This window comes from Kitasatospora sp. NPDC001309 (assembly GCF_042896295.1).
GTDB lineage: Bacteria > Actinomycetota > Actinomycetes > Streptomycetales > Streptomycetaceae > Kitasatospora.
In genome coordinates, this window is the sequence record NZ_JBIAXC010000010.1 from 1 (window position 1) to 23,224 (window position 23,224).

General features: G+C 72.4%; 20 protein-coding genes and 1 pseudogene. 13 read left to right on the plus strand and 8 right to left on the minus strand.

Annotated features, from left to right (window positions below):
* Positions 1-188: pseudogene (locus ACFY2K_RS12810) on the plus strand (IS630 family transposase); the annotation flags it as partial.
* Between the two features lie 197 nt (positions 189-385).
* Here the strand turns inward: ACFY2K_RS12810 and ACFY2K_RS12815 are convergent.
* Together ACFY2K_RS12815 and ACFY2K_RS12820 are read right to left on the minus strand one after the other, a co-directional pair.
* Positions 386-1,369: an alpha/beta hydrolase gene (locus ACFY2K_RS12815; RefSeq protein ID WP_380587335.1), complete on the minus strand. Its 984-nt coding sequence runs from the start codon at positions 1,367-1,369 to the stop codon at positions 386-388.
* Between the two features lie 102 nt (positions 1,370-1,471).
* A complete protein-coding gene (locus ACFY2K_RS12820; protein WP_375896590.1) occupies positions 1,472-2,539 on the minus strand; it encodes an alcohol dehydrogenase catalytic domain-containing protein in 1,068 nt (355 codons plus the stop codon).
* A 183-nt stretch (positions 2,540-2,722) separates the two neighbouring features.
* On the opposite strand from ACFY2K_RS12820, the gene ACFY2K_RS12825 reads away from it, so the two are divergent.
* Positions 2,723-3,352: a CGNR zinc finger domain-containing protein gene (locus ACFY2K_RS12825; protein ID WP_387711212.1), complete on the plus strand. Its 630-nt coding sequence runs from the start codon at positions 2,723-2,725 to the stop codon at positions 3,350-3,352.
* Between the two features lie 840 nt (positions 3,353-4,192).
* Here the strand turns inward: ACFY2K_RS12825 and ACFY2K_RS12830 are convergent.
* Positions 4,193-5,440, minus strand: coding sequence for an ATP-grasp domain-containing protein (locus tag ACFY2K_RS12830; RefSeq protein ID WP_387711214.1), 1,248 nt, complete (start codon positions 5,438-5,440; stop codon positions 4,193-4,195).
* A gap of 433 nt (positions 5,441-5,873) precedes the next feature.
* Here ACFY2K_RS12830 and ACFY2K_RS12835 point away from each other — a divergent pair, with 433 nt between their 5' ends.
* The 8 genes from ACFY2K_RS12835 to ACFY2K_RS12870 all read left to right on the plus strand — a co-directional run bounded on the left by ACFY2K_RS12835 (position 5,874) and on the right by ACFY2K_RS12870 (position 14,125).
* On the plus strand, positions 5,874-7,010 hold the full coding sequence (locus ACFY2K_RS12835) for an NAD(P)/FAD-dependent oxidoreductase (protein ID WP_387711215.1): 1,137 nt from the start codon (positions 5,874-5,876) through the stop codon (positions 7,008-7,010).
* 30 nt (positions 7,011-7,040) lie between these two features.
* On the plus strand, positions 7,041-7,637 hold the full coding sequence (locus ACFY2K_RS12840; RefSeq protein WP_387711217.1) for a hypothetical protein: 597 nt from the start codon (positions 7,041-7,043) through the stop codon (positions 7,635-7,637).
* Positions 7,637-8,434 carry an aldo/keto reductase gene (locus ACFY2K_RS12845; protein WP_387711219.1) on the plus strand — a complete coding sequence of 266 codons (798 nt, stop codon included), beginning with the start codon at positions 7,637-7,639 and terminating at the stop codon, positions 8,432-8,434. Before ACFY2K_RS12840 ends, ACFY2K_RS12845 begins: the two co-directional genes overlap by 1 nt.
* Positions 8,435-9,712 carry a condensation domain-containing protein gene (locus ACFY2K_RS12850; RefSeq protein ID WP_387711221.1) on the plus strand — a complete coding sequence of 426 codons (1,278 nt, stop codon included), beginning with the start codon at positions 8,435-8,437 and terminating at the stop codon, positions 9,710-9,712.
* 152 nt (positions 9,713-9,864) lie between these two features.
* A complete protein-coding gene (locus tag ACFY2K_RS12855) occupies positions 9,865-10,116 on the plus strand; it encodes a phosphopantetheine-binding protein (RefSeq protein ID WP_387711223.1) in 252 nt (83 codons plus the stop codon).
* Between the two features lie 51 nt (positions 10,117-10,167).
* On the plus strand, positions 10,168-11,658 hold the full coding sequence (locus ACFY2K_RS12860; protein ID WP_387711225.1) for an AMP-binding protein: 1,491 nt from the start codon (positions 10,168-10,170) through the stop codon (positions 11,656-11,658).
* Positions 11,659-11,685: 27 nt separating this feature from the next.
* Positions 11,686-12,879, plus strand: coding sequence for a hypothetical protein (locus ACFY2K_RS12865; protein ID WP_387711227.1), 1,194 nt, complete (start codon positions 11,686-11,688; stop codon positions 12,877-12,879).
* Positions 12,872-14,125 carry an MFS transporter gene (locus ACFY2K_RS12870; RefSeq protein ID WP_387711229.1) on the plus strand — a complete coding sequence of 418 codons (1,254 nt, stop codon included), beginning with the start codon at positions 12,872-12,874 and terminating at the stop codon, positions 14,123-14,125. Before ACFY2K_RS12865 ends, ACFY2K_RS12870 begins: the two co-directional genes overlap by 8 nt.
* 142 nt (positions 14,126-14,267) lie before the next feature.
* Here ACFY2K_RS12870 and ACFY2K_RS12875 read toward each other — a convergent pair whose 3' ends face one another.
* From ACFY2K_RS12875 to ACFY2K_RS12890, 4 genes are all read right to left on the minus strand, one after another.
* Positions 14,268-14,738 (minus strand): DUF3291 domain-containing protein, encoded by a 471-nt coding sequence (locus ACFY2K_RS12875; protein WP_380587344.1) that lies wholly within the window; start codon positions 14,736-14,738, stop codon positions 14,268-14,270.
* 32 nt (positions 14,739-14,770) lie between these two features.
* A complete protein-coding gene (locus ACFY2K_RS12880; protein WP_387711231.1) occupies positions 14,771-15,424 on the minus strand; it encodes a helix-turn-helix transcriptional regulator in 654 nt (217 codons plus the stop codon).
* Between the two features lie 195 nt (positions 15,425-15,619).
* On the minus strand, positions 15,620-16,402 hold the full coding sequence (locus ACFY2K_RS12885) for an AAA family ATPase (RefSeq protein ID WP_387711233.1): 783 nt from the start codon (positions 16,400-16,402) through the stop codon (positions 15,620-15,622).
* A 395-nt stretch (positions 16,403-16,797) separates the two neighbouring features.
* Positions 16,798-18,756 (minus strand): SMI1/KNR4 family protein, encoded by a 1,959-nt coding sequence (locus ACFY2K_RS12890; RefSeq protein ID WP_387711234.1) that lies wholly within the window; start codon positions 18,754-18,756, stop codon positions 16,798-16,800.
* Positions 18,757-19,309: 553 nt separating this feature from the next.
* Here ACFY2K_RS12890 and ACFY2K_RS12895 point away from each other — a divergent pair.
* Entirely contained in the window at positions 19,310-20,275 is a 966-nt protein-coding gene (locus tag ACFY2K_RS12895; protein ID WP_387711236.1) for a transcriptional regulator, read from the plus strand.
* On the opposite strand, the gene ACFY2K_RS12900 is transcribed toward ACFY2K_RS12895, so the two are convergent.
* Entirely contained in the window at positions 20,268-20,993 is a 726-nt protein-coding gene (locus ACFY2K_RS12900) for a hypothetical protein (RefSeq protein ID WP_380525982.1), read from the minus strand. The genes ACFY2K_RS12895 and ACFY2K_RS12900 overlap by 8 nt on opposite strands.
* A 376-nt stretch (positions 20,994-21,369) precedes the next feature.
* On the opposite strand from ACFY2K_RS12900, the gene ACFY2K_RS12905 reads away from it, so the two are divergent.
* Both ACFY2K_RS12905 and ACFY2K_RS12910 read left to right on the plus strand, forming a co-directional pair.
* Positions 21,370-22,749: a trypsin-like serine protease gene (locus ACFY2K_RS12905; protein WP_387711238.1), complete on the plus strand. Its 1,380-nt coding sequence runs from the start codon at positions 21,370-21,372 to the stop codon at positions 22,747-22,749.
* A gap of 152 nt (positions 22,750-22,901) precedes the next feature.
* Entirely contained in the window at positions 22,902-23,213 is a 312-nt protein-coding gene (locus ACFY2K_RS12910) for a hypothetical protein (RefSeq protein WP_387711240.1), read from the plus strand.
* Positions 23,214-23,224 lie beyond the last annotated feature (11 nt).

Genomic DNA, 23,224 nt, shown 5'->3' on the forward strand with positions numbered 1-23,224 from the left:
CCGAACTCACCAACAAGAAGCTCCGCCGCGGCGTCCACCGCTCCGTCCAGGCCCTCGAACGCGACATCCGCGCCTGGGTCGCCGACTGGAACACCGACCCCCGGCCCTACGTCTGGACCAAAACCGCTGACCAGATCCTCGAATCCCTCGCTGGATACATCCGACGGATCAAGGACTCAGGACACTAGAACCCTCCACCGACACCCGCACCGGCCCCACCAGCAGCACCGAACGTGCCCGGCCCCGCCGCCTCCCGCTCCGCCGCGCACCACGGACACCCCAACCCGCCCGGACCGGCGGCCGACGGGGCGCAGCGGCGGCAGGGCTGGGGGCGGAGACGGGCCGGCCGGGGAAGTCGGCGGGCGGTGTCCGGTGGGGTGGGGTGTCAGGTGGGGGCCGGTGTGGTGCGGAACTGGCGGGCGAGGTAGTCGAACCAGGTCCGGTGGAAGGTGGCGGCCAGTCGGGAGGCGGGGGCGATGAGGTCGAAGGCGTGGTAGGCGCCGGGGTAGAGGTGGAGCTCGACGGGGACGCCCTGGGCGCGCAGGCGGGTGGCGTAGCTGAGGTCCTCGTCCCGGAAGCAGTCGAGGTCGCCGACGGTGATGAAGGTGGGCGGCAGGGCTTCGAGGTCGGCGGCGCGGGCGGGGGCCGCGTACGGGCAGACGTCGTCGGTGCCGGCGCGGTCGCCCAGGATCGCCTGCCAGGCCAGGAGGTTGGTCGAGCGGTCCCAGATGCCGATGTCGGTGATCTCGTGGCTCGACGCGGTCCGGTTGCGGTCGTCGAGCATGGGATAGGTCAGTGACTGGAACAGGGGTGTCGCGCCGCCGCGGTCGCGGACCAGGAGGGCGGTGGCCGCCGCGATGCCTCCGCCGCCGCTCTGGCCGGCGATGCCGATGCGGGTGCCGTCCAGGCCCAGGGCGTCCGCCTCGCGGCCGAGCCACTGGTAGGCGGTGAAGCCGTCCTCGGCGGCGCCGGGGGCGGGTGTCTCCGGGGCGAGCCGGTAGTCGACGACAGCGACGGCGCAGCCGAGGCTCGCGCCCAGTCGGGTCAGCCACGGGTCGTCCTGGGCGGCGAAGCCGAGGACCTGTCCGCCGCCGTGGAACCAGAGCAGCACCGGCAGCGGTCCCGGCGCGGCCGTGGGCCGTAGCAGGCGGACCGGTACGTCGGGGCCGTCCGTTCGGCTCGCGAGGTGTTCCTCGATGGTGACCGACGGGTCGGCGGGAAGGCTGTCGGCGGCCGCTTCGGCCTGGGCGCGGAAGGCGGCGCGCGTCGTGGCGAGGTCGGTCAGGTCGAAGGCGCCGTTGGGGGTCATGGGGACCGCGTCGAGGGCCAGGCTCAGTTCCTGGTCCATCAGTCGGCGGGAATCGGGCATGGGTGTGCCTGCTCTTCGGGGGGACGGTTCGGACGGTTCAGAGGGTTCAGAGGGTTCGGACGGTCAGGCCTGTTCGGACTGGTTCAGGCCGGTTCGGAGGGTTCAGGGGCGGAAGGCGTCGATGACGACGATGCCGGTGGGCCCGTACGTCTCCAGGGACTCCAGGACCTCGCTCGCCTCGTGGAGGCCGACGGTGCGCGAGACGATGCGGCCGGGGCTGAGCCGGCCGGCGGCGATCATGTTCAGCATCGTGCCGAAGCGCTGGCCCTGCATGCCGAAGGCGCTCAGGAACTCCAGTTCCTTGACCATCATGACGTCGACCGGCAGCGCGACGTCCCCCTGTTCCGCGGCGGTGGTGTGCCCGAGTTGGAGGTGGCGGCCGCGGGTGCGCAGGGAGAGCACGGAGTTGCGGCAGGCGGCGGCGATGCCGACGGCGTCGACCGACACGTGCGCGCCGCCGCCGGTGAGGGTCTTCACGGCCTCGACGGGGTCGGTCGCGGCCGCGTTGACGGTGTGGACGGCGCCGAGCGCGCGGGCGGCGTCCAGTTTGTCCTGCGTGATGTCGATCGCGATGACGTTGGCGCCGGTCGCCGCGGCGATCTCCACCGTCGACAGGCCCATGCCGCCGCCGGCGCCGTACACCGCGACCCATTCGCCGCCGCGGATCCGCGCCTGGTCGACGACCCCGTGGAAGGCCGTCATGTAGCGGCAGGCCAGCGCGGCGACGTCCACGAAACCGACGCCCTCGGGCACTTCGACCAGGTTGACGTCGGCGAAGCGGACCATGACGTACTCGGCGAAGGCGCCCCAGTAGGAGACCCCGGGCACGAGTGCGTCGACGTGGTCGCAGACGTGCTGGTTGCCGCTGCGGCACATCTCGCACGAGCCCTCGCCGGGGTTCATCGGGAAGATGACGCGGTCGCCCTCCTTCCACCCCCGAACCTCGCGGCCGACCTCCACGACGGTGCCGGCGAACTCGTGGCCGAGGACGAACGGGGCCTCGACCCGCGGTCCGCCCGTCCAGAACTGCCCGGCCCACAGGGCCCAGTCGGTCCGGCAGATCCCGTTCGCCCCGACGCGCACGATCGCGCCGTCCGGCGGGCAGACGGGGTCGGGCACGTCGCGGAGGACGAGCGGCTTGTGGAGTTCCTCGATGACTGCGGCGCGCATGGCGCGGCCTCCTCGTGCTGGGGGGAGAAGTTGCGGGAAGCGGGGGTGAGTTGGAGGGGAGCGGGGGTGAGTCGGGGGAATCGGGGAGCGATCGCCCGAACGTCAAAAGTCCACCGGTTCAAGCGGTGGACCTGAAAGCTAGCCGTTTGCCCGAAATCATGTCAACCGCATAAAGTGGTGGACATGGAGAGCAGTGTGGAGGACATGGGCGGCAAGGACGGCGGCCGCGAGGGACGCCAGCGCGCCAAGACCGACTTCCGCTTCGACGACGCCCGGCTGTGCTTCGCCTTCGCCGGCACCCTGGCCGACCGCGGCACCGGCACGCCCTTCGAACGGCTGGCCCGGCCAGAGGACTTGAGCCGCTGGGCCGTGCAGAGCGCCTGCACGACAGCCGCGCCGCCCTGCACCGAAGCCGACCTGGACCACGCCAGGCAGCTGCGCGAGGCGATCCAGCGAACCGGCCGCGCCCTGGCGGACGCCGTCCCGCCCTCCCCCGCGGACATCGCGCTCGTCAACCGCGCCGCCGCCGAGCCGCCCCCGAGGCCCGAACTCGCCCCCGACGCGGCCACCGTGCGCCGGCACGGCGACTCGATCGCGGCGGTGCTCTCGATGGTCGCCCGGGACCTGATCGCCCTCTGCGCCTCGGAGCACCGCACCCGCGTCCGTGTCTGCGGCAACCCCGACTGCGGCGCCCTCTTCGTCGACACCTCCCGCGCGGGCGCCCGCCGCTGGTGCTCGATGAAGACCTGCGGCGCCCTCGTCAAGAAGCGCGCCTACCGGGCCAGACTGCACACGCCCGCCGACGACGCCTGACCGGGGCTCCCCGGCCGCCTCCGCGCTCCGGAGCTGCCCGGCGGCGGCGCCGGGGCACGGGCACCCGTGGGCCGGCGACGGTCTCGGTGTGCCGGGCGAGGGCTTCCAGGTCGGTGGGGTCGAGGTGGCCGTACTCCAGGTGGAGGCGGTCGCGACGGCGTGCATGCGCTGCCACTCCACCGCCCTCGGGTTGAAGGCACGGAGCTTGACGGTCCGGAGGATCGCGCCGGCGGGGCGGCGGGCGTCGATCCGCAGCCAGTCCACCGCCGACCCCTGCTCCGCCGGGGCCGGCTGCCCGCCCTCCCCCGCCCCGGTGGCCCCGTCGGCGGAGGCCTCGGCCACGGTGGTGAACTGGGGCTGGGCGCGGTGGGCGCGCAGCTCGGTGATCCGGCCCATCACCCGGGCGTCGTGCGCGGCCAGCGCCCGCAGGACCCGCCAGATCGTCCGGAAGCTGGAGGCCCCGATCCCGGCGTCCCTTCCACCCCGGCTATCGGACGCCCCAGGCCGCGAAGACCACCCCCCGCTCGGCGAGATCTCCGCCGTCGCACGCCACTGGGCCTACACCGACCAGCAAGCCACCCCCCTTGGGGGCTATCGCTGAACCTGCCACAGGCAGACGGCTCCTCGAACAAGCAGCACCACTCTCACCGAACCCCCCGGCCCAGAGAGCTCGCTGACCAGCCCGCCGACACCGTCAACAGGCCGACGGTCCGACCCGCTCCACCTCGGCCGGACGCAGGAGAACCTCTCGGCCGACCCGCGAAGCCAAAGCCCTACCGCTCTCTGACCCGCACACCCGCCGCCACCCCCGTAGCCGAACCGGCCGCACGTCGGCCGACTTCACCTCGACGGCGTGAGGTCGACGGGCATGTCGGCGACAGCCGCCGCGAGCGAGGCCTCGCACTCGTCGGCCGTCGGCGCCGCGACGATCGCGTACCCCAGGCGTGCCATGTAGCCGCGCGGCGGGAGGGTGACCTCCGTGCCTCCGGCGAGAAGCGTGCCGCTGGCGACGAGGTTGGGGTGGGATTCGGGGCTGGGCAGACCGATGCCGTTGAACGTCCCGTCCCGGTCGGCGTAGACGATGCGGTGGGCCGCACTGCCCCGGGCGGAACGCTCAACGGCGGCGGGCTCCCCGCAGGCGAGCCGGGCCGCGATCGATGCCCCGTCGAGTCCCATCGCCAGCTTCGCGAGGTGCGGGATGAAGTCGCCGGCGAGACGGCCGTTGACCTCGATGATCACCGGCCCGTCCGGCGTCAGCCGCAGTTCGGTGTGGGTCACGCCGGTGCGGATCCCGAGTGCCGTGTGCGCGCTGCGCAGCATCTCGATCAGGTCGGCGTCGGAAAGCAGCGGGTCGTCGGCGTCGATGGAATGGCCGGCTTCCTCGAAGAACGGCTCGGGGCCCAGGCGCTTGCGGACAACGTACATCGGCTCGAGTCGGCCGTCGGTCACGGCGCAGTCGACGGCGATCTCCGGGCCTGCCAGGAACTGTTCCACCAGGGCGCCGCCGCCGTGGCGCTGGGCGCCGTCCCGCGCGGCCGAGGCCGCGATGCGGAAGGCCTCCTCGGTGTCCGCCGCCGAGCGGGCCATGACGACGCCGATGCTGCCGGCGAGGCCGCGGGGCTTGAGGACCACCGGGTGACCGAACTGCTCGCCGATCGCGGCGGCTTCCTCTGCGGTCCTGGCGAAGGCGAAGCGGGGCTGGCGGACTCCGGCGTCCGTCAGCAGCCGGCGGGTCCGTTCCTTGTCCCGGCAGTTCTCGGCGACGCCGTGGCCGAGCGAGGGGAGGCCCAGTTCGTCCGCGATCCGGCAGGTGGCGGAGAGGAACATCTCCTCGAAGGTGAGAACGCCGTGAATGGCGATCGATTCGGCCAGATTCCGTACGGCTTCGAGGAGGGAGGAGATGTTCGTACTCACCTGGGCCGAGTTCAGGCGAGGTATCACCGTGTGCCCGGACACGTACTCCCGCTGCCACGTGGGATCCCGATCGGTGAGCAGCCAGATGCGACTTCCGGAGAGTGACCGGAAAATACCCTCCCGATATTCCTTCGGCCCGGTCCCCACGACGAGAAGGTAGCGTTCCGCCGACATATGCCCCCCATTGTTGGATTCAGCGAGAGATGACTCACGATGAGGGGAGTTGTCCGATTTGGACGCGCTTCTCCGGAGTTGCCGGGAAGCGGGGCCGGCCACTCCCCCCGGTGCGGCTCGCAGGCTCAGACGCTACGGCTCCACGGGCGCCGAAGCAAGGGTCTTTCCCGTCCGACGACCACCTTGGGCTGCGGCGACGTCGCTTGTGGATCCGGTCACACGGTGATTGCGGAGGCCGACCCTCCGTGTATTGTTAACCTCCAGTTCACCGCAGGTACACCTGTGGTTGGGGGAACATCGCGGGGGCGACAGCCAGACGCAGCCATGTGGGCGACGGTCTGGCAGCTCAGGAGCGGAACGCCATTCCGAGGCCTCGTGGAGGCTTTCGTCGGACTCGGCCATCTCCTTCTGCTTTTCTGAATCTGGGGGATTCATGAATTCTATCCGGTCGTGCGATGTCGTCGTGGTCGGCGCTGGATTTGCAGGACTTATGTGTGCGGACCGACTCTCCAGGCTCGGCTATTCGGTGACCATCGTCGAGAAGGCGCCGGCGACCCTCGCGGGAACCAGCAGCCGGAACGAGGGATGGCTGCACGCCGGCACCTACCACGCCCTGTCCGTACGGGACCGCCGAGAAGCGACGGCCGTCGCCAAGCGCTGCCGCTACGGCTGGGAGGAGATCCAGCGGCGCTTTCCCGAGTGCGTGGAGGCCGAGAAGGGAAAGGCCGTCGCGATCCTGCCCGAAGCACACCTCGAGGAGTCGCTGAGCCGCTGGGAGGAGGCGCAGGTCGGCCATGCGCGGCTCAGCGTCTCGCAGTACGAGCAACTCGCCGACCACGTCCGCGTCGGCGCGGACGAAGCCGCCTTCGCGGTCGACGACCTGGGGATCAACACCCGGATGCTGGCGGCCAGTCTCATCGCCGAGCTGCGGACCCGCGGTGTGCGGATCCTCCTCGGGGCCAGGATCCTCGGCCGGTCGAACGACCGGGTGCGCGTCGCCACCACCGAGGGGAGCTTCGACCTCGTCCACCGGTTCATCGTCTGCGCGGCCGGCTTCGAGACCGAACGGGCCTGCGCCGACCTGGAGATCGCGCCGGTGAGGGTCCGGCTGTGGCGCAGCCACCTGGTGACCGTTCCCAAGGCGGCGCCGGTGTCGGTGTTCGGGGTGGCCGCCCAGCAGGCCGCGATGATCAATCACGGGGCGTGGAGCATCATCGGGTTCAACGAGGACGCGACCGTCGTGGACCGCCCGACCTTCGACGTGGACCCGGTGATCGCCGACCGCCTCGAGGAGGCCGTCCGGTGGCGCTTCCCCAAGGCCGATCTGAGCGCCACCAGGCGGACCGCCTGCGTGAAGGTCGACTACGCCACGCACGAGGACAGTGCGCGCTCCCTGAACATCCGCATGCTGCCGGTGCTCGACAACGCCGTGGTCGTCCTGCCGGGAAAGATGACCGAGGCGCCCTACAGCGCCAACGTCGTCGCCAGCCACGTCTTCGAAATGCTCGGCCAGGGCGGCGTCACGGCCCGTCCCATCGACACCTACGAGTTGACCAACCAGGGGAGCTGACCGCACGTGCAGGACCAGATCATCGGGCAGATGGACGATCACCGGCGCAGGAACGGGTTCCTGACGCTCACCGAGATGGCCGCCCTCGCCGAGACGAACACCGTCTTCGACCCGTTCTCGACGCTGATCGCCCGCGACGCCGTCATCGGTGACGGCAACACCTTCTTCCCCGGGGTCGTCGTGCAGTGCGACGGTGGGGGGTGCTCCATCGGCGACGGCAGCACCTTCTACCCGTCGACGCTGGTGATCGCCGCCAACGGCGGGCGGATCGCCATCGGCGACGGGTGCTCGCTCGGACCCGGCGGCGTCCAGATCAAGGCCAACCAGCCCGGCTCAGTGCTGTCCGTCGGCGACCGGGCGCGGCTGCTCAACGGGGCCGAGATCGTCGGATCCAGCGTCATCGGCGCCGGCGCCCAGGTCATCGGGGCCATCTCGGCGCAGGGCGTCCGGCTGGCCGGCGGTGACGACTTCACCGGCCCCGACCCGGACCTTCGCGGCGCCGTGCTCAAGGGCACCGGACTGGCCCGCGGGACCACGCTGGCGGCCGGGGACGTCCTCAACGGTCTCGGCGACTTCGCCGCGGCTGCCGTCGAACGCCAGCTGGCCTACCACCCGCGGAGCAAGTGATGAACGGGACGACCACCGACCGGGTGCACGAAGTCACCCTCGGGCTCGGATTGATCGGCATCGGCCGGCCGTGGCCGACCGCGGACGCCCCCGTGTGCCCGGTCGAGCAGGCCTGGGCCTTGCTCGACCGGGCGGTCGAGCTGGGCATCAGCTTCTTCGACACGGCCGCCGCGTACGGCCGGAGCGAGGCGGTGCTCGGTGAGTACCTTCGCAACCTGCCCGCCGGTCGGCGGGACGACCTGCTGATCGCGACCAAGTGCGGTGAAGCCTGGCCGGCCCCGGAGGGCCCGCCGGACCACTCGCTCGGCGCGCTGGAGACGAGCTTCGAACGCTCCCGCGAGCTGCTGGGACGCGTGGATCTGCTCCAGTTGCACAAGTGCACGGTCGACGACCTGCGCGACGAGCACCTCCTCGCCTGGTTCGAGGGCCTGCGGGCCTCGGGCGAGGTGGGCGCGGTCGGCGTCAGCGTCTCCTCCGAGGAGGCGCTGCGCGCGGCGCTCGACGCCGCCGTCTTCGACGCCGTCCAGTTCCCGGCGAACTCCGCCAACACCGGCTTCACCGCCGTGTTCACCGAGGCCGAGCGAACCCACCTTCCGTTGCTCAACCGGCCGATGGCCTCCGGCGCGATCGCCGACATCAGCAACCCCTTTGCCTTCCATCCGGCGGCCTTCCGGCGCGCGGTCGTCCTGACCGGCACCACGAAGGTCAGGCACCTCGAGGCGAACGCGGCGGCATTCACCGCCGCCGTGGCAGCGACCTCCGCCGCAGCCGCAGCGACCACGGACCAGGACCAGTAGATGACCACGACCGAGACCCCGACGACGCCCGCAACCGTCCATCCCCTGTCACCGCAGCAGCGCCGCATGCTCGAGTTCATCGGCGGGCGGGTCGACTCCTACTACCTCATGGTCGAGGCCTTCGTCCTCAAGGGCGACCTGGACGTCCGGGCCCTGCGCCAGGCGGTCGGACACGTCCTCGACCGGCACGAGGTACTCCGGTCCGCCTTTCCGGCCGACCAGGACGGCTACCGGACCATCGGTGCCGCCAGCGAGCTGATCGACCGGATCTGGACCGAGGCATCCGGCGGGAACTTCGCCTCGGCCGACGAGGCGCTGGCCGCCGGCCTCGACACCGCGGCCCGCCCGATGGACCTGGACGGTGAACCCCCGCTCAGGATGTGGCTGACGCGCCTGCGGTCGGACGAGGCCGTCCTGATCGTCTGCGGACACCACCTGGTGTTCGACGCCTGGACGTTCATGCTCTTCTACGAGGACCTCGCCGCCGAGTACCGGGCCGTCACCACCGGCGGCAGGCCGCGACGCGTCCCGCCGCAGTACCCCGATGCCCAGGCTCCGCACGACGACACGGCGCTCGACGGCTGGTCCGAACTCCTCGGCCGCCGCTACCGGGGCATCAGGGCCCTGGACGCCGCCGCCGAGACGCCCAAGGGCCCCGGGGCCGTCCACCGCAGGGTCTGGCCCGGACTGAGCGCCGGCGTGGTCGCCGCCGCCAAGAACCACTCGGTCACCCCGTTCGTCCTCGCCTCGGTGGCCATGCTGCAGGCCCTGTCGGACGTTCTCGGCGACCAGGAGGTCCTGTTCGGCTCCGCCTACGCGGGCCGGACCACCGCGGCCTCCGCGAACGCGCTCGGCTACTACTCGACGACCCTCTTCGTCGGCGAGGACCTCGGCGCCCACGCGTCGGTGGCGGAGCTCATCTCCTCCGTCGGTAGCGGACTGAAGCAGTGGCACCACGGCGCACGCATCCAGTGGGAGGACCTCCTCGCCCGCTACGACGCCGAGGACCTGTATCCGGTGAAGTTCGCCTTCCAGCCCAAGGAACTGGCGGAACGACAGCTCAAGCTGCCGGGAATCGGGACCTCGAGGATCGCCGGCCCGAACACCGCCCCGTCCGCACGCCGCCCGGTCGACCTCATCGGCTCCTACGACGCGGACGCCGTGACGGTGTCGATGACCGCGCGCACCGATGTGCTCACCGAGGACCAGGCGACCGCACTCATCGACGCCTTCGGCGAGCGGCTCACGGCCCTCGCCGAATCGGCGCCGGCCAGTTGAGCGCCGTACCCGCCCGCTGACCGCGGCACCGTCCCGCTTGACCGAGGCACCGCCTCGCCGACCGCGGGACCACACCGCCGGACCATCACCCGGCCCCCGGACCATCACCTACGGCACGCCCTCCCTGGCCGTGCCCGGAACGGAGAACAGCAGTGCAGCACGAACTCGACGTCATCGAGAAGGAGATCACGGTCCTGTGGGCGGAAGCCCTGGGCCTCGACAGCGTGGCCGGTGACGAGGACTTCTTCGACCTCGGCGGCACCTCCATCACGGCGATCCGGCTCCTTCCCGACATCGCGGAGCGCTTCGGCGTGGAGCCGACCATCGGCGTGATCTTCGACAACCCCACCGCGCGCGAGATGGCGGCCGTCCTGGCCGACCTCGGTGCCCGGCTCGAGGGCTGACCCGCCGACGGCCGGCCCGCACACGTACGCAACCGAACTGGGGGGACATCCTTGAGCACACAACGGCCCGGCGGACCGGGGACGCATCCGGTCGTCAGCCTTCTCGACCGTGCGGTCGCCGCCCGTCCCGACGGCATCGCGATCGAAGCACCCGACCGCACGATCAGCTACCGGGAGCTCGGGGAGGAGGTATCCGGCCTCGCCGCACTGCTGCGCCGCCAGGGGGTCGCCCCCCAGGACCGGATCATCATCAGGGGCGAGCGGAGCAGCCGCTTCGTCACGGCCCTGCTCGCCGTCTGGGCGGCGGGGGCCGTACCGGCACCGGTCGACGGCGCGCACCCGGAAGCCCGGATCGCGCGGTACCGGGCAGCCGCCCGGGCCCAGTGGATGCTGTCGCCCTCGCCCTCGCCGGAGCCGGCACTCGCACGGCTGGAGGACGACGGTGAAGCCGCCCCCTGGAGCGGGCTGAGCCACATCCTCTTCACCTCCGGCACCACCGGTGATCCCGCCGCGGTCGCCGTTGGAGAGGAACCGCTGCGGGCGATGTCCGCCTGGTACGCGCGGGAGTTCAACCCCGGCCCGACCGACCGGGTCGGGCTGCTGGGCGGCCTGGGCCACGACCCGGTCCTGCGTGACATCATCGCCGCACTGCTCGGCGCCGCCACCCTGGTCGTACCCGGTCCCGAGGTGCTGGCCATGCCGGGCCGACTGGTCCAGTTCACCGGGAGCGCGGAACTCACCGTCCTCCACTGCACCCCGGCACTGCTCGAGTTCGGCATGCTCCTGGGCACTGAGGAAGACCGCAGGCTGCCGCACGTGCGGCTGATCCTGTGCGGCGGCGCCCCGCTTCCGTACGGGGTGGCGGAACGGACGAAGGTCCTCTGCGACGCGGCCCGCCTGTTCAACGTCTACGGCACGACGGAGACCCCACAGGTCGCCGCCGCTCACGAAGTGCGCGCTCCGCACGGTGCGGACACACCCGTGCCCACCGGCGGCGCGAGCGGGCACGTGCCCGTTGGCAGCGGCGTCGCGGGAGCGGCCGTCCTGCTGGGAGCCGAACTGCCCGGCGCCGGCCTGGCCGCGGATGAGATCGTCGTACGCAGCGGCCACCTGGCCCTCGGCTACCTCGACGACGCGCGCGCCGCAGACCGCTTCCGGCCGGACCCGCTGGGCGAAGCGGGCTACCGCATCTACCTGACCGGGGACCTGGGCGCCCGCGGAGACGACGGCGAGCTGTACGTCACCGGCCGCGCCGACCGGCAGATCTCCGTCAACGGCCACCGGGTCGCCCTGCAGGAGATCGAAGCCGCCGCCGCCCGCCACCCGCACGTCAGCGGAGCGGCGGCGGCACTGGAGGCGGGCCCACGCGGGAACGTCCTCGCGATCACCGTCACCGTCCGCGACGACAACGCCGTCACCGCCACCGAGCTTCGCCGTCACCTGCGCGGAGAGCTGCCGGCGCACGCGGTCCCCTCGGCCGTGCGCTTCGGGGAGTCGGTCCTCGACCGGAACCACAAGGCACGACTGGTGTCCAACGGCTGACCGAGCGCCACAGAACAGGATTCACCGATGCATCACCCCGACATAGTGAGGTTCCCGCAGATCGAGGAGGTGCCGGAGAGCGTCTGGCACGACCTCCGCGAATCGAGCTCCCTCTTCACCGGCCGTGACTGGAGCCTGACCCTTCGGCGCTCCAACCCGGACGTGCCCGTGGAGTTCTGGGCGGCCCGTGACAGCACCGGCTGGCTGCTCGGCGTCCCCGTCCACGTCTACCCCCAGGCACCCGGCCGCTCCACCTACGACGTGTGGTCCCTGCACCGGGACGACGTCGTACCGGCCCCGGGCTCCGAACACCGCGCCCGCCGCCACGTCCTCATCGGCACCCGCAACGGGCAGCGCAACGGATTCCTGCGCTCCGTCCGGCCGCAGGACCCGGCGCTCGCCGGCCGACTCGTCCAGGCGATCGCCGACGAGCACCGGACGAGCGTGGTCGGCATGCTCTACCTCGACCACGCACTCCTCGCCGAGGTCCGTGGCCAGCTCGCCGACCGACTCGCCGACCGACACGAAGGCTGGCACGCCGGCTTCATCGACGCGGCCGCCGAGCTGCGGGTGCCCGCCGACGCGACGGACCTGGACGCCTTCCTGGACACCGTTCCCGACAACCACCGCCGCCGCCGCATCCGCGCCGAACTGCGCTCCATCGCGGCCGAGGAACCGGCGGAGCGCATCGACTCGGTCGGCGAGATCGAGGAACTGGCCCCCGTACTGGCACCGCTCCTGGTGAAGGTCAACCAACGCCACGGCCAGCCCTCCGACGAGGCGAGCATGGCCTCGTACATCCGCGCCGGCGCCAACTCGGGCCTGCAGCCGCAGTTGTTCCTCACCGGAACCCGCACCGAGCCCAGGGCTTTCTCGCTGAGCGTGCAGGACGACCGCCTGATGTCGGTGCGCGTGGGCGGCCACGACGCCGACAGGCTCGGGAACCGGGCCCTGGACTACCCGCGCGTCGTCTTCTACGAGCCGCTGGCGTACGCCATGCGGGCCGGCCTGAAGGCCATCGACCTCGGCGTCGGGGCCCTCTACACCAAGATGCTCCGAGGAGCGCACACCGTGCCGCTGTACAGCCTGGTCCGGATCCCCGACGACCTCCCCGCCACCGTCACCACGGACGGGGACCGGACCAGGCTCGCCGGCCTCCGCGCCGGGAACCCGAAGCTGTCCGAGGAAACCCTGCTCGGCTGGGCGGTCGACCATGGCTAGCCAACTCCTCGAGCGCGAACCGCACATCACCTGGCGGCAGTTCAACAACTACTGGGCGAGCCAGACGTTCGCCCAGGCGGCCGGCCAGGTCCTCAACGTCGGATTCCCGCTCATCGCGGCGGACCTCCTCGCCCTGCGGCCGTCCGAAGTCGCGGTCACCACCTCCCTGCAGTTCATCCCCTACCTGCTGATCACCCCCATCGCCGGCCTCGTCGTGGACCGCGTCAACCGCATCCGGCTGGTGATGACCTGCCACGCGCTGCGCGCCGTCCTTCTCGCGCTGACCGGGCTGCTCGCCGCCAACGGCTCCCTGAGCGCCCCCGTCCTGTGGCTCACCGTGTTCCTGGCGGGTGCGCTCAACGCCCTCGCCAGCGTCGGCACCCTCGCCCTGGTACCGGACCTCGCCCCGGAAGGCGGCCTGGCCAAGGCCAACAGCCGCCTGCAACTGTCCATGTCGATCACCCAGGTCATCGGCCCCTCGGCGGCCGGCCTCCTGCTGGCCGTCTCCGGCAACCTGGTCTTCCTCGCCATCGCCCTGGCCTTCGCCATGGCCGCGGCCATGATCGTCCGTACCCGGACCCGCGAGGTCGAACGGGAGCAGGCACCCGCAGACTCCTGGCTGGCGACCATCGCCGCCGGGGCCCGGTTCGTACGCCGTACCACGGCCCTGTGGGTGCTGCTGCTCCAGATGACCCTGTTCAACCTCTTCGAACAGGCGGTCATCACCCTCTTCATGCTGTTCGCGCTCCGCGAGCTGGACCTGGACTCCACCCAGGTCGGCCTCGTCCTCGGTGCCGGAGCGATCGGATCAGTGGCCGGCGCCTGGCTCGCACCGCGGTTCAGGAGCGCGAGGGGAATCTCGGCCATCCTCGTCCTGTCCACCGGTCTCGCCTCCGTCGCCCCCTGCGCGCTCGCCTTCGTCCCCGAGGGCTCGCCCGCGGTGTCCATGACCATGAGCGGCCTCACCTTCTGCCTCTACGGGTTCGGGCTGACGGTCTTCAACGTCCACTCGAACACCCTGCGCCACCAGATGGCCCCGAGGGAGTTGCAGGGCCGCCTGGCCGCCGTCTTCCGCACCAGCGCCTTCACCTCGGTCGCCCTGGGAGCCGCGCTCGGCGGCGCGCTCGCCGAGCACATCCCGTTCCGGACCGCGATCGGGATCGCCTGCACGGGCCTGGTGTCCGCCTTCGTGCTGTTCGCGGTGCTGCTCCCCCGCGCCACCAGGGGAGCCGCGAACAGCGCGTGACCCGACACGTCAGGGGGCCGCCGGCCTACCGAACGGCGTGCACGCGCCGGCGCTCCACCGCCGCAGGTTGAACGCCCGCAACTTGGACGGCCTGAGGACCTGCCCCCCGGGGGCAGGTCCTCAGGCCGGCGGGAGCGGCCGTTCACGCGCCCGTGGGTGGCGGGGCTGCGTCCGGGGTGCGAGGGGAGTTGAAGGTGAAGGCGCGTGGGGAGGGGCCGTTCTGGCGCAGGTCGGCCAGTCGTTCCAGGGCCTCGTCGATGTCCGGCAGGTGTCCGGCCGGGACCCACCACAGGACCAGGTGCGCCTCGACGTTGCGTTCGAACCACTCGCGTCGGCGCCGCATCGCCTCCAGGTGCCCGCTGCGGTAGGTGAACTCCCACAGCGCCTCCTGGCTCTCCCAGACCGACATGTTGACGACGACGTCCTCGCCCGCCGGGCGCAGGGCGCTCGCGTCGTCCGTCCCGTCCGCGGTGAGCCGCCAGACGAAGCCGGGGGCGGTGTCGGCGGCAGCGTTGATCGGGGAGACCATCTCGACGAACGGCGCGATGCGCGGGTCGTCGACGGGGTGGCGGAGCGTGGCGACGTTGAACTGGGCGAGGTGGTGGGAGGTCATGGCGCCATCCCAGCACGGGCCTTCTTTCTATGTCAATCAGTATTGTTTTTAGAAGGCTCGACCACCACGCAGCACTCCCCCGGCCGGGCGTCCATCCGGGCACGGAGGGTGCCGTCCGTGCCGAGAAGTCCCTCCAGGAGGGCGAGGTTCATGCCGCAGACCAGGGGCGGGAAGCGCTCGGCGACGGAGTGGAAGGGGCAGTTGCGCATGCGGATGGCCCCCTCCTCCAGGCGGGGTTCGTACCCGCGGGCGGCCAGCAGCGCGACGGCCTCGTCGAGTCCCCCGCAGGGCGCGGCCGCTCCGCGCTCGGCCTCTCCCCTCCGCCGCGCGGCTGCGCGCAGCCCGTCGTCCAACCCGGCCCGCTCGGCGGCCTCGGCGAGCAGTTCGGCGGCTGTCCGGTAGTCGCGCGCGGGCAGCGACACCCCCAGCTCGGCGCGCGTGCGCGTGTACACCTTCGCCGGCCGCCCCGCCCCCGGCCCCGACCGCCCGGTGAGCCTGCGACTGCCGCTCTCCAGCAGCCCGGCCTCGACCAGCTTCTCCAGGTGGTGCGCCGCCAGTGTCCGCGCCACCCCGACGGCCTCCGCCGCCTCGTTCCGGCCCACCTCGCGGCCCTGGGCCGACACGTACTCGTAGAGGCGGCGGCGCACGGGGTCGTGCAGGGCGGCGATCGCTTCGATGTGCTCCATGCGGCCATTCTAGGAACAATGGCCATTGGAGATAGAGGGGCTGGTCGCAGGGCCGGCGGGCCCGGGCGAACGCACCCGGCGCGCCGACGCGGGCACAGGCACGGGTACGGCAGTCGGCGACGAGGCTGCGGAGGCTGCTGTCGATCAGGACGGTCCGGATGCGCCCGTCGGGTCCGGGCGTGTCGTCGGCGTGCGTCAGGCCCGTGGGGAGGACGGGCCCGGTTCGTCCTCGCCGAACAGGTCGCGCAGGAAGCGCTCGGGCCGGTTCACGAAGGCGCGGGTCAGCGTGACGGGCTCGGCTTGGTCGTATCCCACCTGCTCGATGGTGCCGTCGGCTTCGAGTTGCAGGATCCGGGCGCCGGGGAGGGCGAGCAGGATCGGCGAGTGCGTCGCGATCACGAACTGGCTTCCCTGGGTGATGAGTTCGCGCATTCTGACCATCAGGGCCAGGCAGCCCTGCACGGAGAGCGCCGCCTCCGGCTCGTCGAGGACGTAGAGGCCGTTCGGCCCGAAGCGGTGGAGCGCGAGGTCCAGGAACGACTGGCCGTGGGAGCGTTCGTGCGGGGAGCGGCCGCCGTAGGCGGGCAGCAGCGGGGTCGGGCCTTCGCGGTCCAGGCGTTCGATCTCGGTGGCGACGTTGTAGAAGCTCTCCGCACGCAGGAAGTATCCGGTGCGCGGGCGCCGGTTCCAGCGCAGCACCAGGTGCTCCCCCAGGACGGACTCGCTGGAGCGGGTGGCGAAGCGGAAGGACTTCGACCCGCCCTCGGCGTTGAACCCGGCGGCCGTGGCGATCGCCTCGATCAGGGTGGACTTGCCCGAGCCGTTGTCGCCAACCAGGAACGTCGCCCCGGGCGCGAACTCGATCCGCCCCGACTCGGCGAGGCGGGCGACCACGGGCAGGTCGAACGGGTAGCCGCCGGCCTCGGGGCCCGGTTCGACCTGGACGTGACGCAGGAACCCCGGGGCGAAGACACTCATCGAACGATCGTAGGCCGGGGCACCGACACCGGCCGCCGGGCGGCGGGGTCGGCCCTCGCCGCCCGGTGCAGCGGGGGACGAGGGGCCGGGCCGCATGTGCCCCGGCTACGTCGCGGGCTCGGCCGTGGCCTTCGCCGTCGCCGCACGCCAGGTGGCGATGGTGGCGGCCGCCTTGGTCTCGAAGTCCGGGTCGCGCCAGGCGCCCGGCATGCCGATCACCGCCGGCAGCTTGAAGTCGCCGTCACGTCCTGCCCCGATCCTCGTACCCCCTGTGGGCTTGCCGTTCGCGCGCCGAACCCTGGAGGCGCGCACCGCCGCCGTACCAGCAATGACCGGGTGGAGGCGTCGGGTGGAAGCCGGACCAGTGGCTCCGTATCCGTACGGAGGCGGCCCGGCTACGGTGTTGCCCGGCCGGCGACGAACTCGTCCCGGGTGGCGATGGTGTCCGCCGGGGGCACCGTGTCGGCCGGAACGGCTCCGAAGGGCTCCCCGTTCCCGGGCGGCCGCGCCCATGGGCGAGTGGTGAACGTGTGTAGTCGCCCGTTCATGATCGCGTGGCGTGGCAGGTGGACTCCGAACTCACCGGACACGGCCTCCAGCAGCGGGCGCTCCGCGGCGGTGACCTCCTCCCCCTCGCCGAAGAACCGGTCCGGGTCCAGCGCCGGTGGCGTCCGCCCGGTACGGTGCAGTTCCCCGTCCGCGTACGTGAAGGCGTACTGCTCGACGCCGTCCTGTGCCACGGAGAGATGGAAGAAGGGCCGCCCGTGCCCGCTTCTCAGGCCGCCCCACCCGACCACCGCGCGGGTACCCTCGCCGGCTGCCGCTGCGGCCGGGGAGACGAACCGCCGCAGGTCGAAGTACGCGACGTCGTCCTCGAAGGCGAAGCTCCAACAGGGACCGGCCCGACCGACCGCCGCCAGGGCCGTGTCGACGACGTACGGGACGGCCCCCGGTCCGCGGGACGCGAAGCCGCGTGCTTCGTCGCGGGTCATGGGCCGGTTCAGCACCGTCCCGTCGCCGTCCGCGAGGCGCCCCGGCAGGTCCGCCGGTGCCACTCCCTCGACCAGGACGAAGCGGTAGGACGTGGGGATGCCGGGGGTGTCCGGGTCCGCGAGCCATGCCAGGTCGCCCGGGTCGCGGTCGGCCGAGCGGCCCGGTGCCTCGCCCGCCTGTCCGCCCCTGGGGGTGGACAGCAGCTCGCAGCCCCGCTCCGGGGTCAGCAGCGGCCCGAGCAGGGGGTCGGCCACCCATCCCAGCGGCGCCAAGTGGTCGGGTCCCGATGGCTGCCACGCCGGCAGGGCGTCCGTCAGAATCCGCCACGCCCCGTCGGTGTCGCCCCACCGCGCCGACTCCCTCGCCCGTTCGACCGCCTCCCCGAACGGTCCGGCCGCCGTGTACCGGTACGTGCCGTTGCGCACCCGCTCCAGCGTCGCAAACGCCAGCGACACCACCTCCCGCCCGGCTCCCCGAAGGTGGAACAGCAGGGCGGAGTCGTCCCTGTGCCCGCGGACCACGTGCTCGGCGGCCAGCACCGGGAGCAGTTCGGGCGCGTAACGCGGGTCGGCCGCCATGCCGTCGAAGTACACCATGTACGTGCGTCCGAGCAGGCGACGCATCTGGTCCCCCAGTGCGGCGGCCCGCGGCCTGCCGTACCCCTTCGCCTCGTCCAGCACGTGCCCGGCCCGTTCCCAGTCGCCGCGCAGCGCCTCCAGGCGGGCCCGCTCCACCCGCGTGTCCAGCTCCCGCGTCAGGTCGTTGGCGAACTCCGGTCCCCCGTCGGTGCGGCCTGCCCGCAGGCAGTGGAACTCGCGGTGCATGTCCCGCATGAAGTCGGCGAAGTTCGCGTACCGTTCGGGCGGCGCGGCCCGCCAGCTCGCCCACGTGTACACAGCCCACTCGCCGTCGTCATCCACGTCCTCGGGATCCAGCAGGACGTGGGTCATGTCGGACTCGACATCGAGCTGGAGCCCTCGCCGCCAGATGCCCGCCCCCCGCCGCTCGGCGTCCGTGGCGTCGTCGTCCAGGCGCTCCTCGAAGATGTCCGCGAGTGCGGACTCGTTGTCGTGCCAGCGCGCGTCCGCCGTCCCCGCCAGCAGGCCGATGAACCCGCCGGCGTTCCGCCATCCGTCGCTGACCTCGAGGAACTCCCGGTACGACGGGGGCATCCGACGGCCGAGGCGCTCCTCCATGGCGACGATCCGCTCCTCGGAGGCCGACGGGAACCCGAGCCAGCGAGCCCGCCGGGCCGTTTCGTCCTCCTCGCGTCGTGTCCCGCCATCGGCCAGGGAGTCCGACCACTCCCCGCTCCATCCGAGCAGGAACGGCCGCCAGTCGAGCGGTGTCGTGTGCGTCATGCGCCCGATGCTGTCAGCCGCCGCTGACACCGTTCCGTACCGTCCCTGACGGGGGCGCAGCGGCTCTCCTCGCTCCGCCCCGCCTGGGGCGGGCAGTCGGCGCGGGCCACGCCGGCCTGCTCCGGGCCGGGCGGTTCCGTGCCCTCGGGACGGTGCCGGACAGGCGGACGTGTCCGAGGGGTGCCCGAGGGGGTGCCCAGGAGAGTGGCGCGGGCGCAGCTGCCTTTCCTAGGATCCGGCTTCGGCCCGGCGCAGGGCCTTCGAGGGGTCCGCCGACGGCGGTCCGTCGGCCGGCGGCCGTGCGCCTTGGGGCGCGCCCGCGGCGCATGTGTCGTATGGGGAGAGCAGAGCAGATGTTCCAGCAGACCGTCCGCACGGCCGCCGCCGCACGGCGGGGAGCGCGTGGGCACCGGCCCTCCGGGCGGGGCGTACGGGAGTCGGGTTCCGTGCCGCTCTCGGTCCTGCGGCCCGGGGTCGCCCTGCGCGGCCGCGGGCTCGACCCGGAGCACGTCGGGTTCCTGGCCTCGCTCGACGAAGCTCTGCCCCCGTACTGGTGCGCCGTGCGGACCTGCGGGTCATCGACGGGATGCACCGCGTCGAGGCCGCGCGGCAGCGGGGGCGGGCGTTCATCGACGTGGAGTTCTTCGACGGCACGGCCCACGAGGCCTTCCTGCTCGCGGTCGAGGCCAATGCCCGGCACGGCCTGCCGCTCTCACCGGCCGACCGGCGCGCTGCGGTCGAGCGGATCCTCGTGACCCATCCGCAACTGTCCGACCGTGCGATCGCCAGGCTGTCGGGCCTCGGTGCCAAGGCGGTGGCGTCCGCGCGACGCCGTGCAACTGCCGCCTCGCCGCAGTTGCACACCCAGCCGGCGGCCCGGATCGGGCTCGACGGTCGCACCAGGGCCCTCGACGCCACCCAAGGGCGGCTGCGGGCGGCCGACCTGATGGCCGAGGACCCGCAGGCATCGCTGCGCACGGTCGCGCGGCTCGCGGGCATCTCACCCGGGACGGTCGCCGACGTCCGCAGGCGTCTCGGCAACGGGGAGGGGCCCGTGACGGTTCCGGCGGTGGTTCGCGGAGCGGGACGGCCTCCGGCCGCGTCGTCGGCCGGGGCCGGAGTTGCCGGTCCTCCCGATCGGTCGACCCCCGGCGCCCGGGTTCCGGCGACGACGGCCACGGCCGTGACGGTCCCCGTCACGACGCCGCCTCCGCCGCACGCCGACGGCCACGGGCGGGGAGCGGCCCTGCCGGGGCCCAGGGCGAACCTGCTCGTCGAGAGGCTCTCCCGCGATCCCTCGCTCGTCCTCAAGGAGGACGGCCGCAGGCTCCTGCGGCTGCTGCACCGGAGCGCCGCCGCCGACTGGCCGAGTCTGTTCGCTGCCGTGCCACCGCACTGCGGGGGCCAGGTCCAGCGCCTCGCGCGCCGGTACGCCGCCGAGTGGCTGGAGTTCGCCCGGCAGTTGGAGGCGCGCGAGGCGGCGGCGCAGGAGGGGACCAGGGCCTCCCGGGCTACTTGAGGCCTTCGGCGACCCGGACGAGCTCCTGGTCGGTGAGGGCGACGGGCGCACCGGTGGAGACGGTGAACGTGTAGGTGCCGTCGTACCAGCTCAGCGACCGGGGCCCGAGGTTCGGGTCGGCGCTGGTGAAGGCCGCCGGATGCCCCTTGACCGTGGTCGTGGCGGTGGGCCGGTCGGTCGGTGCGGGGTCGGCGCCGCCCCTGCTCTGGCGGATGATCAGGGAGGCCCCGGCCCTGGGTTCGGTGCCGACGTGGTAGCCCGTGGCCCAGTTCGGCCGGTCCTCGGGGAACGGGGCCAGGCCGGGGATCTGGGCGATCTGGTCCTCCGGGTAGGGGAAGTACTGGTCGGGGAGGTACGTCGGCAGGGCGAGGTCGCGGCCGTCGAAGTGGATGACGGGGCGACCGGTGACCGCGTCGATCAGCGGCTTGTCCCCGAGAGGTGCCTTCAGCCGGGCCGTGATGCGCGCGTAGCCGCCCATGGGGTCGCAGAGCCCCGGCGGGTCGGTGACCGGGACCGTGTGCCGGACCGAGACCCTCACCTTGTCCGGCAGCTCACGGACCACGAGTTCCGGCCGCGACTCGCAGCCCCAGCCGACGCTGAGGGTGAGGGTGCGTCCGTCCGCACTCGCCAGCAACTGGCCAGTGGCCGCGCCCTCGTGCACCCGCGCGCCGGGGGACCCGGTCGCCCATGTGGTCAGCGCGACCGCACCGCCTGCCACCCCCGCCGCCACGATGACCGGCCACCCGCGCCGCCCCGGGCGCGTCCCGCGACGGCTGCCCGCCTGCCCCATGATTCCTCCCGATGTCGAGGGGAATGGTTCCCCTTTCGGCCGGGAGAGTCAAAGAATTCGGGCCGACCGCGCCCCGGTCCGGATCGGGGGGATTCCCGGCGGCACGGGTGAAGAATCGATGGAGGGGCCCTGTTCACGCCCGAAAAGATCGCATTCGATCTACTTGAGTGAAAGGCGTGCCTTCGATTTCCCCATCATTCGGCCTAGGTTCCGTGCAGCGGGCCGCAAGTGGCCTCGCACCGCATTCCCGAGGAGCCCTGTGAAGCATGTAAAGCACTGGAAGAATTCCGGCCGGACGCGTCTGATGGTGGCAACGGCCCTGCTGTCCACCGTGCCGGCCACGGTCCCGGCCCTGGCCGCCCCGGGCGGCGGCGCGCCGGACGTTCCCCGTCCGGCCCAGGCCCGCGGTACGGACCGGCCCGCGCCGGTTCCGGCCTCGGGTGAGGAGGCGCTGACGGGCAAGGTCGCCCCCGGGATCATCGAGCTGATGAGGAGACAGGAGGTCCTCGACCGGGCCGTGGAGCTGATCACCGGTGGACGGGAGGAGTTCGAGCGCGACCGGATACCGGGCTTCTCCGAGGTGGAGGTCGACCCGGCGGCCAACCGCGTCCTGCTCCACTGGAAGGGAGACCTGCCGCAGCCGGTGGCCGCCGTGATCCGCGACCTGCCGGACGGGGTGAAGGTCGAGGTGCTCCCGGCCAAGTACTCCAAGGCGGAACTGCACGCGGCCCGGGCCAGGCTCGTGCCCGACGGCACGCCCTTGATCCTCACCGCCGACAGGCCCAGCCACATCAGCAGCATCGGCCCGTCTCTGGACGGCAGCGGCCTCGACCTCGGCTACGAGCCCGAGGACGAACGGGCCAGGGGCGCGCACTCCGCGTCCGCCCCGCTCTCGGACGAGGAACTGACGCCCCGGATCGAATCCCTCGCGTCGGCCCTGGCCGGCGTGGAGGTCCACGCCCGGCGGGAAGCCCAGGTCATCGACCTGACCCGGGGAGAGGACGGATCCCCCTGGCACGGCGGCGCCGGCGTCGAGACCCCGGGCGGCACGATCTGCTCGACCGGCTTCGGGGTGTACGGCGCCAATTCCAGGGACCTGGTCACCACCGCCTGGCACTGCGGCGAGGGGAACTACCGGACCTGGTACAGCAGGCAACCCATGGGCAACGCCTCGCAGAAGGACGGGAACGCCTCCGACGACACCATCGGAATCGCCCCGCACACGGGAAGATCGGGTGCCTACGTCTACGACGGCCCCTGGAACGAGAGCACCGGTTACGCCAAACCCGTCGCCGGATACGGTGGCAACAACGTGGGCGATTACGTCTGCCATTCCGCAGCCAACTCCGGCGTCCACTGCGGTCTCCGCGTCCAGGAGGTGGACCGGCATGTCGTGGGGCCGAACAAGGTCCTGCGCAAGTTCGCCGACAAGGTCGTCCAGACCGACCCCAACGAGATCGCCGCCGCGAACGGCGACTCGGGCGGCCCGGTGTTCGCCCTGACCGACGGCGGGAGGAAGGACCAGGCCCGAGGGACCATCACGTCCCTGGAGAACGAAACGAACTGCAACGGACGCAAGCTGTCCGACGGCGGCTACCGCCCCCCGTGGTGCTTCAAGGCGATGTGGTACGTCCCCATCTCCCAGACCCTGGCCGACATGGGCTGGACCCTCAGGACGAGCTGATCCGGCTCCGGGCCCGGACCCGGCGGGAGTGGTGACGCCGGGTGGCAGGATGTCGATGCGACGAGTCGCTTCCGCCGATCGCGCCGACCCGCTTCCCGACCCAGGATGAAGGGCAGGACCGGCCGCGTGGCCGCCGGACGGAAAGGTTCTCCGTGCGCTTCCTCGACTCCCCCTCCTTCACCGCCGAACGCCCGTGGGGCGCGCTCGACCTCGCGGAGCTGGACGACGCGACCGTGCGCCTGCACTGGACCGACCGGCCCTACCGCTGGCACGTCAACGACGGACCGGAGGTGTTCGTCGTCCTCGACGGCGCCGTCGACATGCACTACCGCGTCGACGGCACCGAGCGGGTCGAGCACCTCACACCGGGCCGGGTGTGCTGCGTGGAGCCCGGGGACGAACACGTCGCCCGCCCTGCCCCCGAGGCCCGCATCCTGGTCGTCGAGCGGCGGGGCAGCGACTGACCGTCACCGAC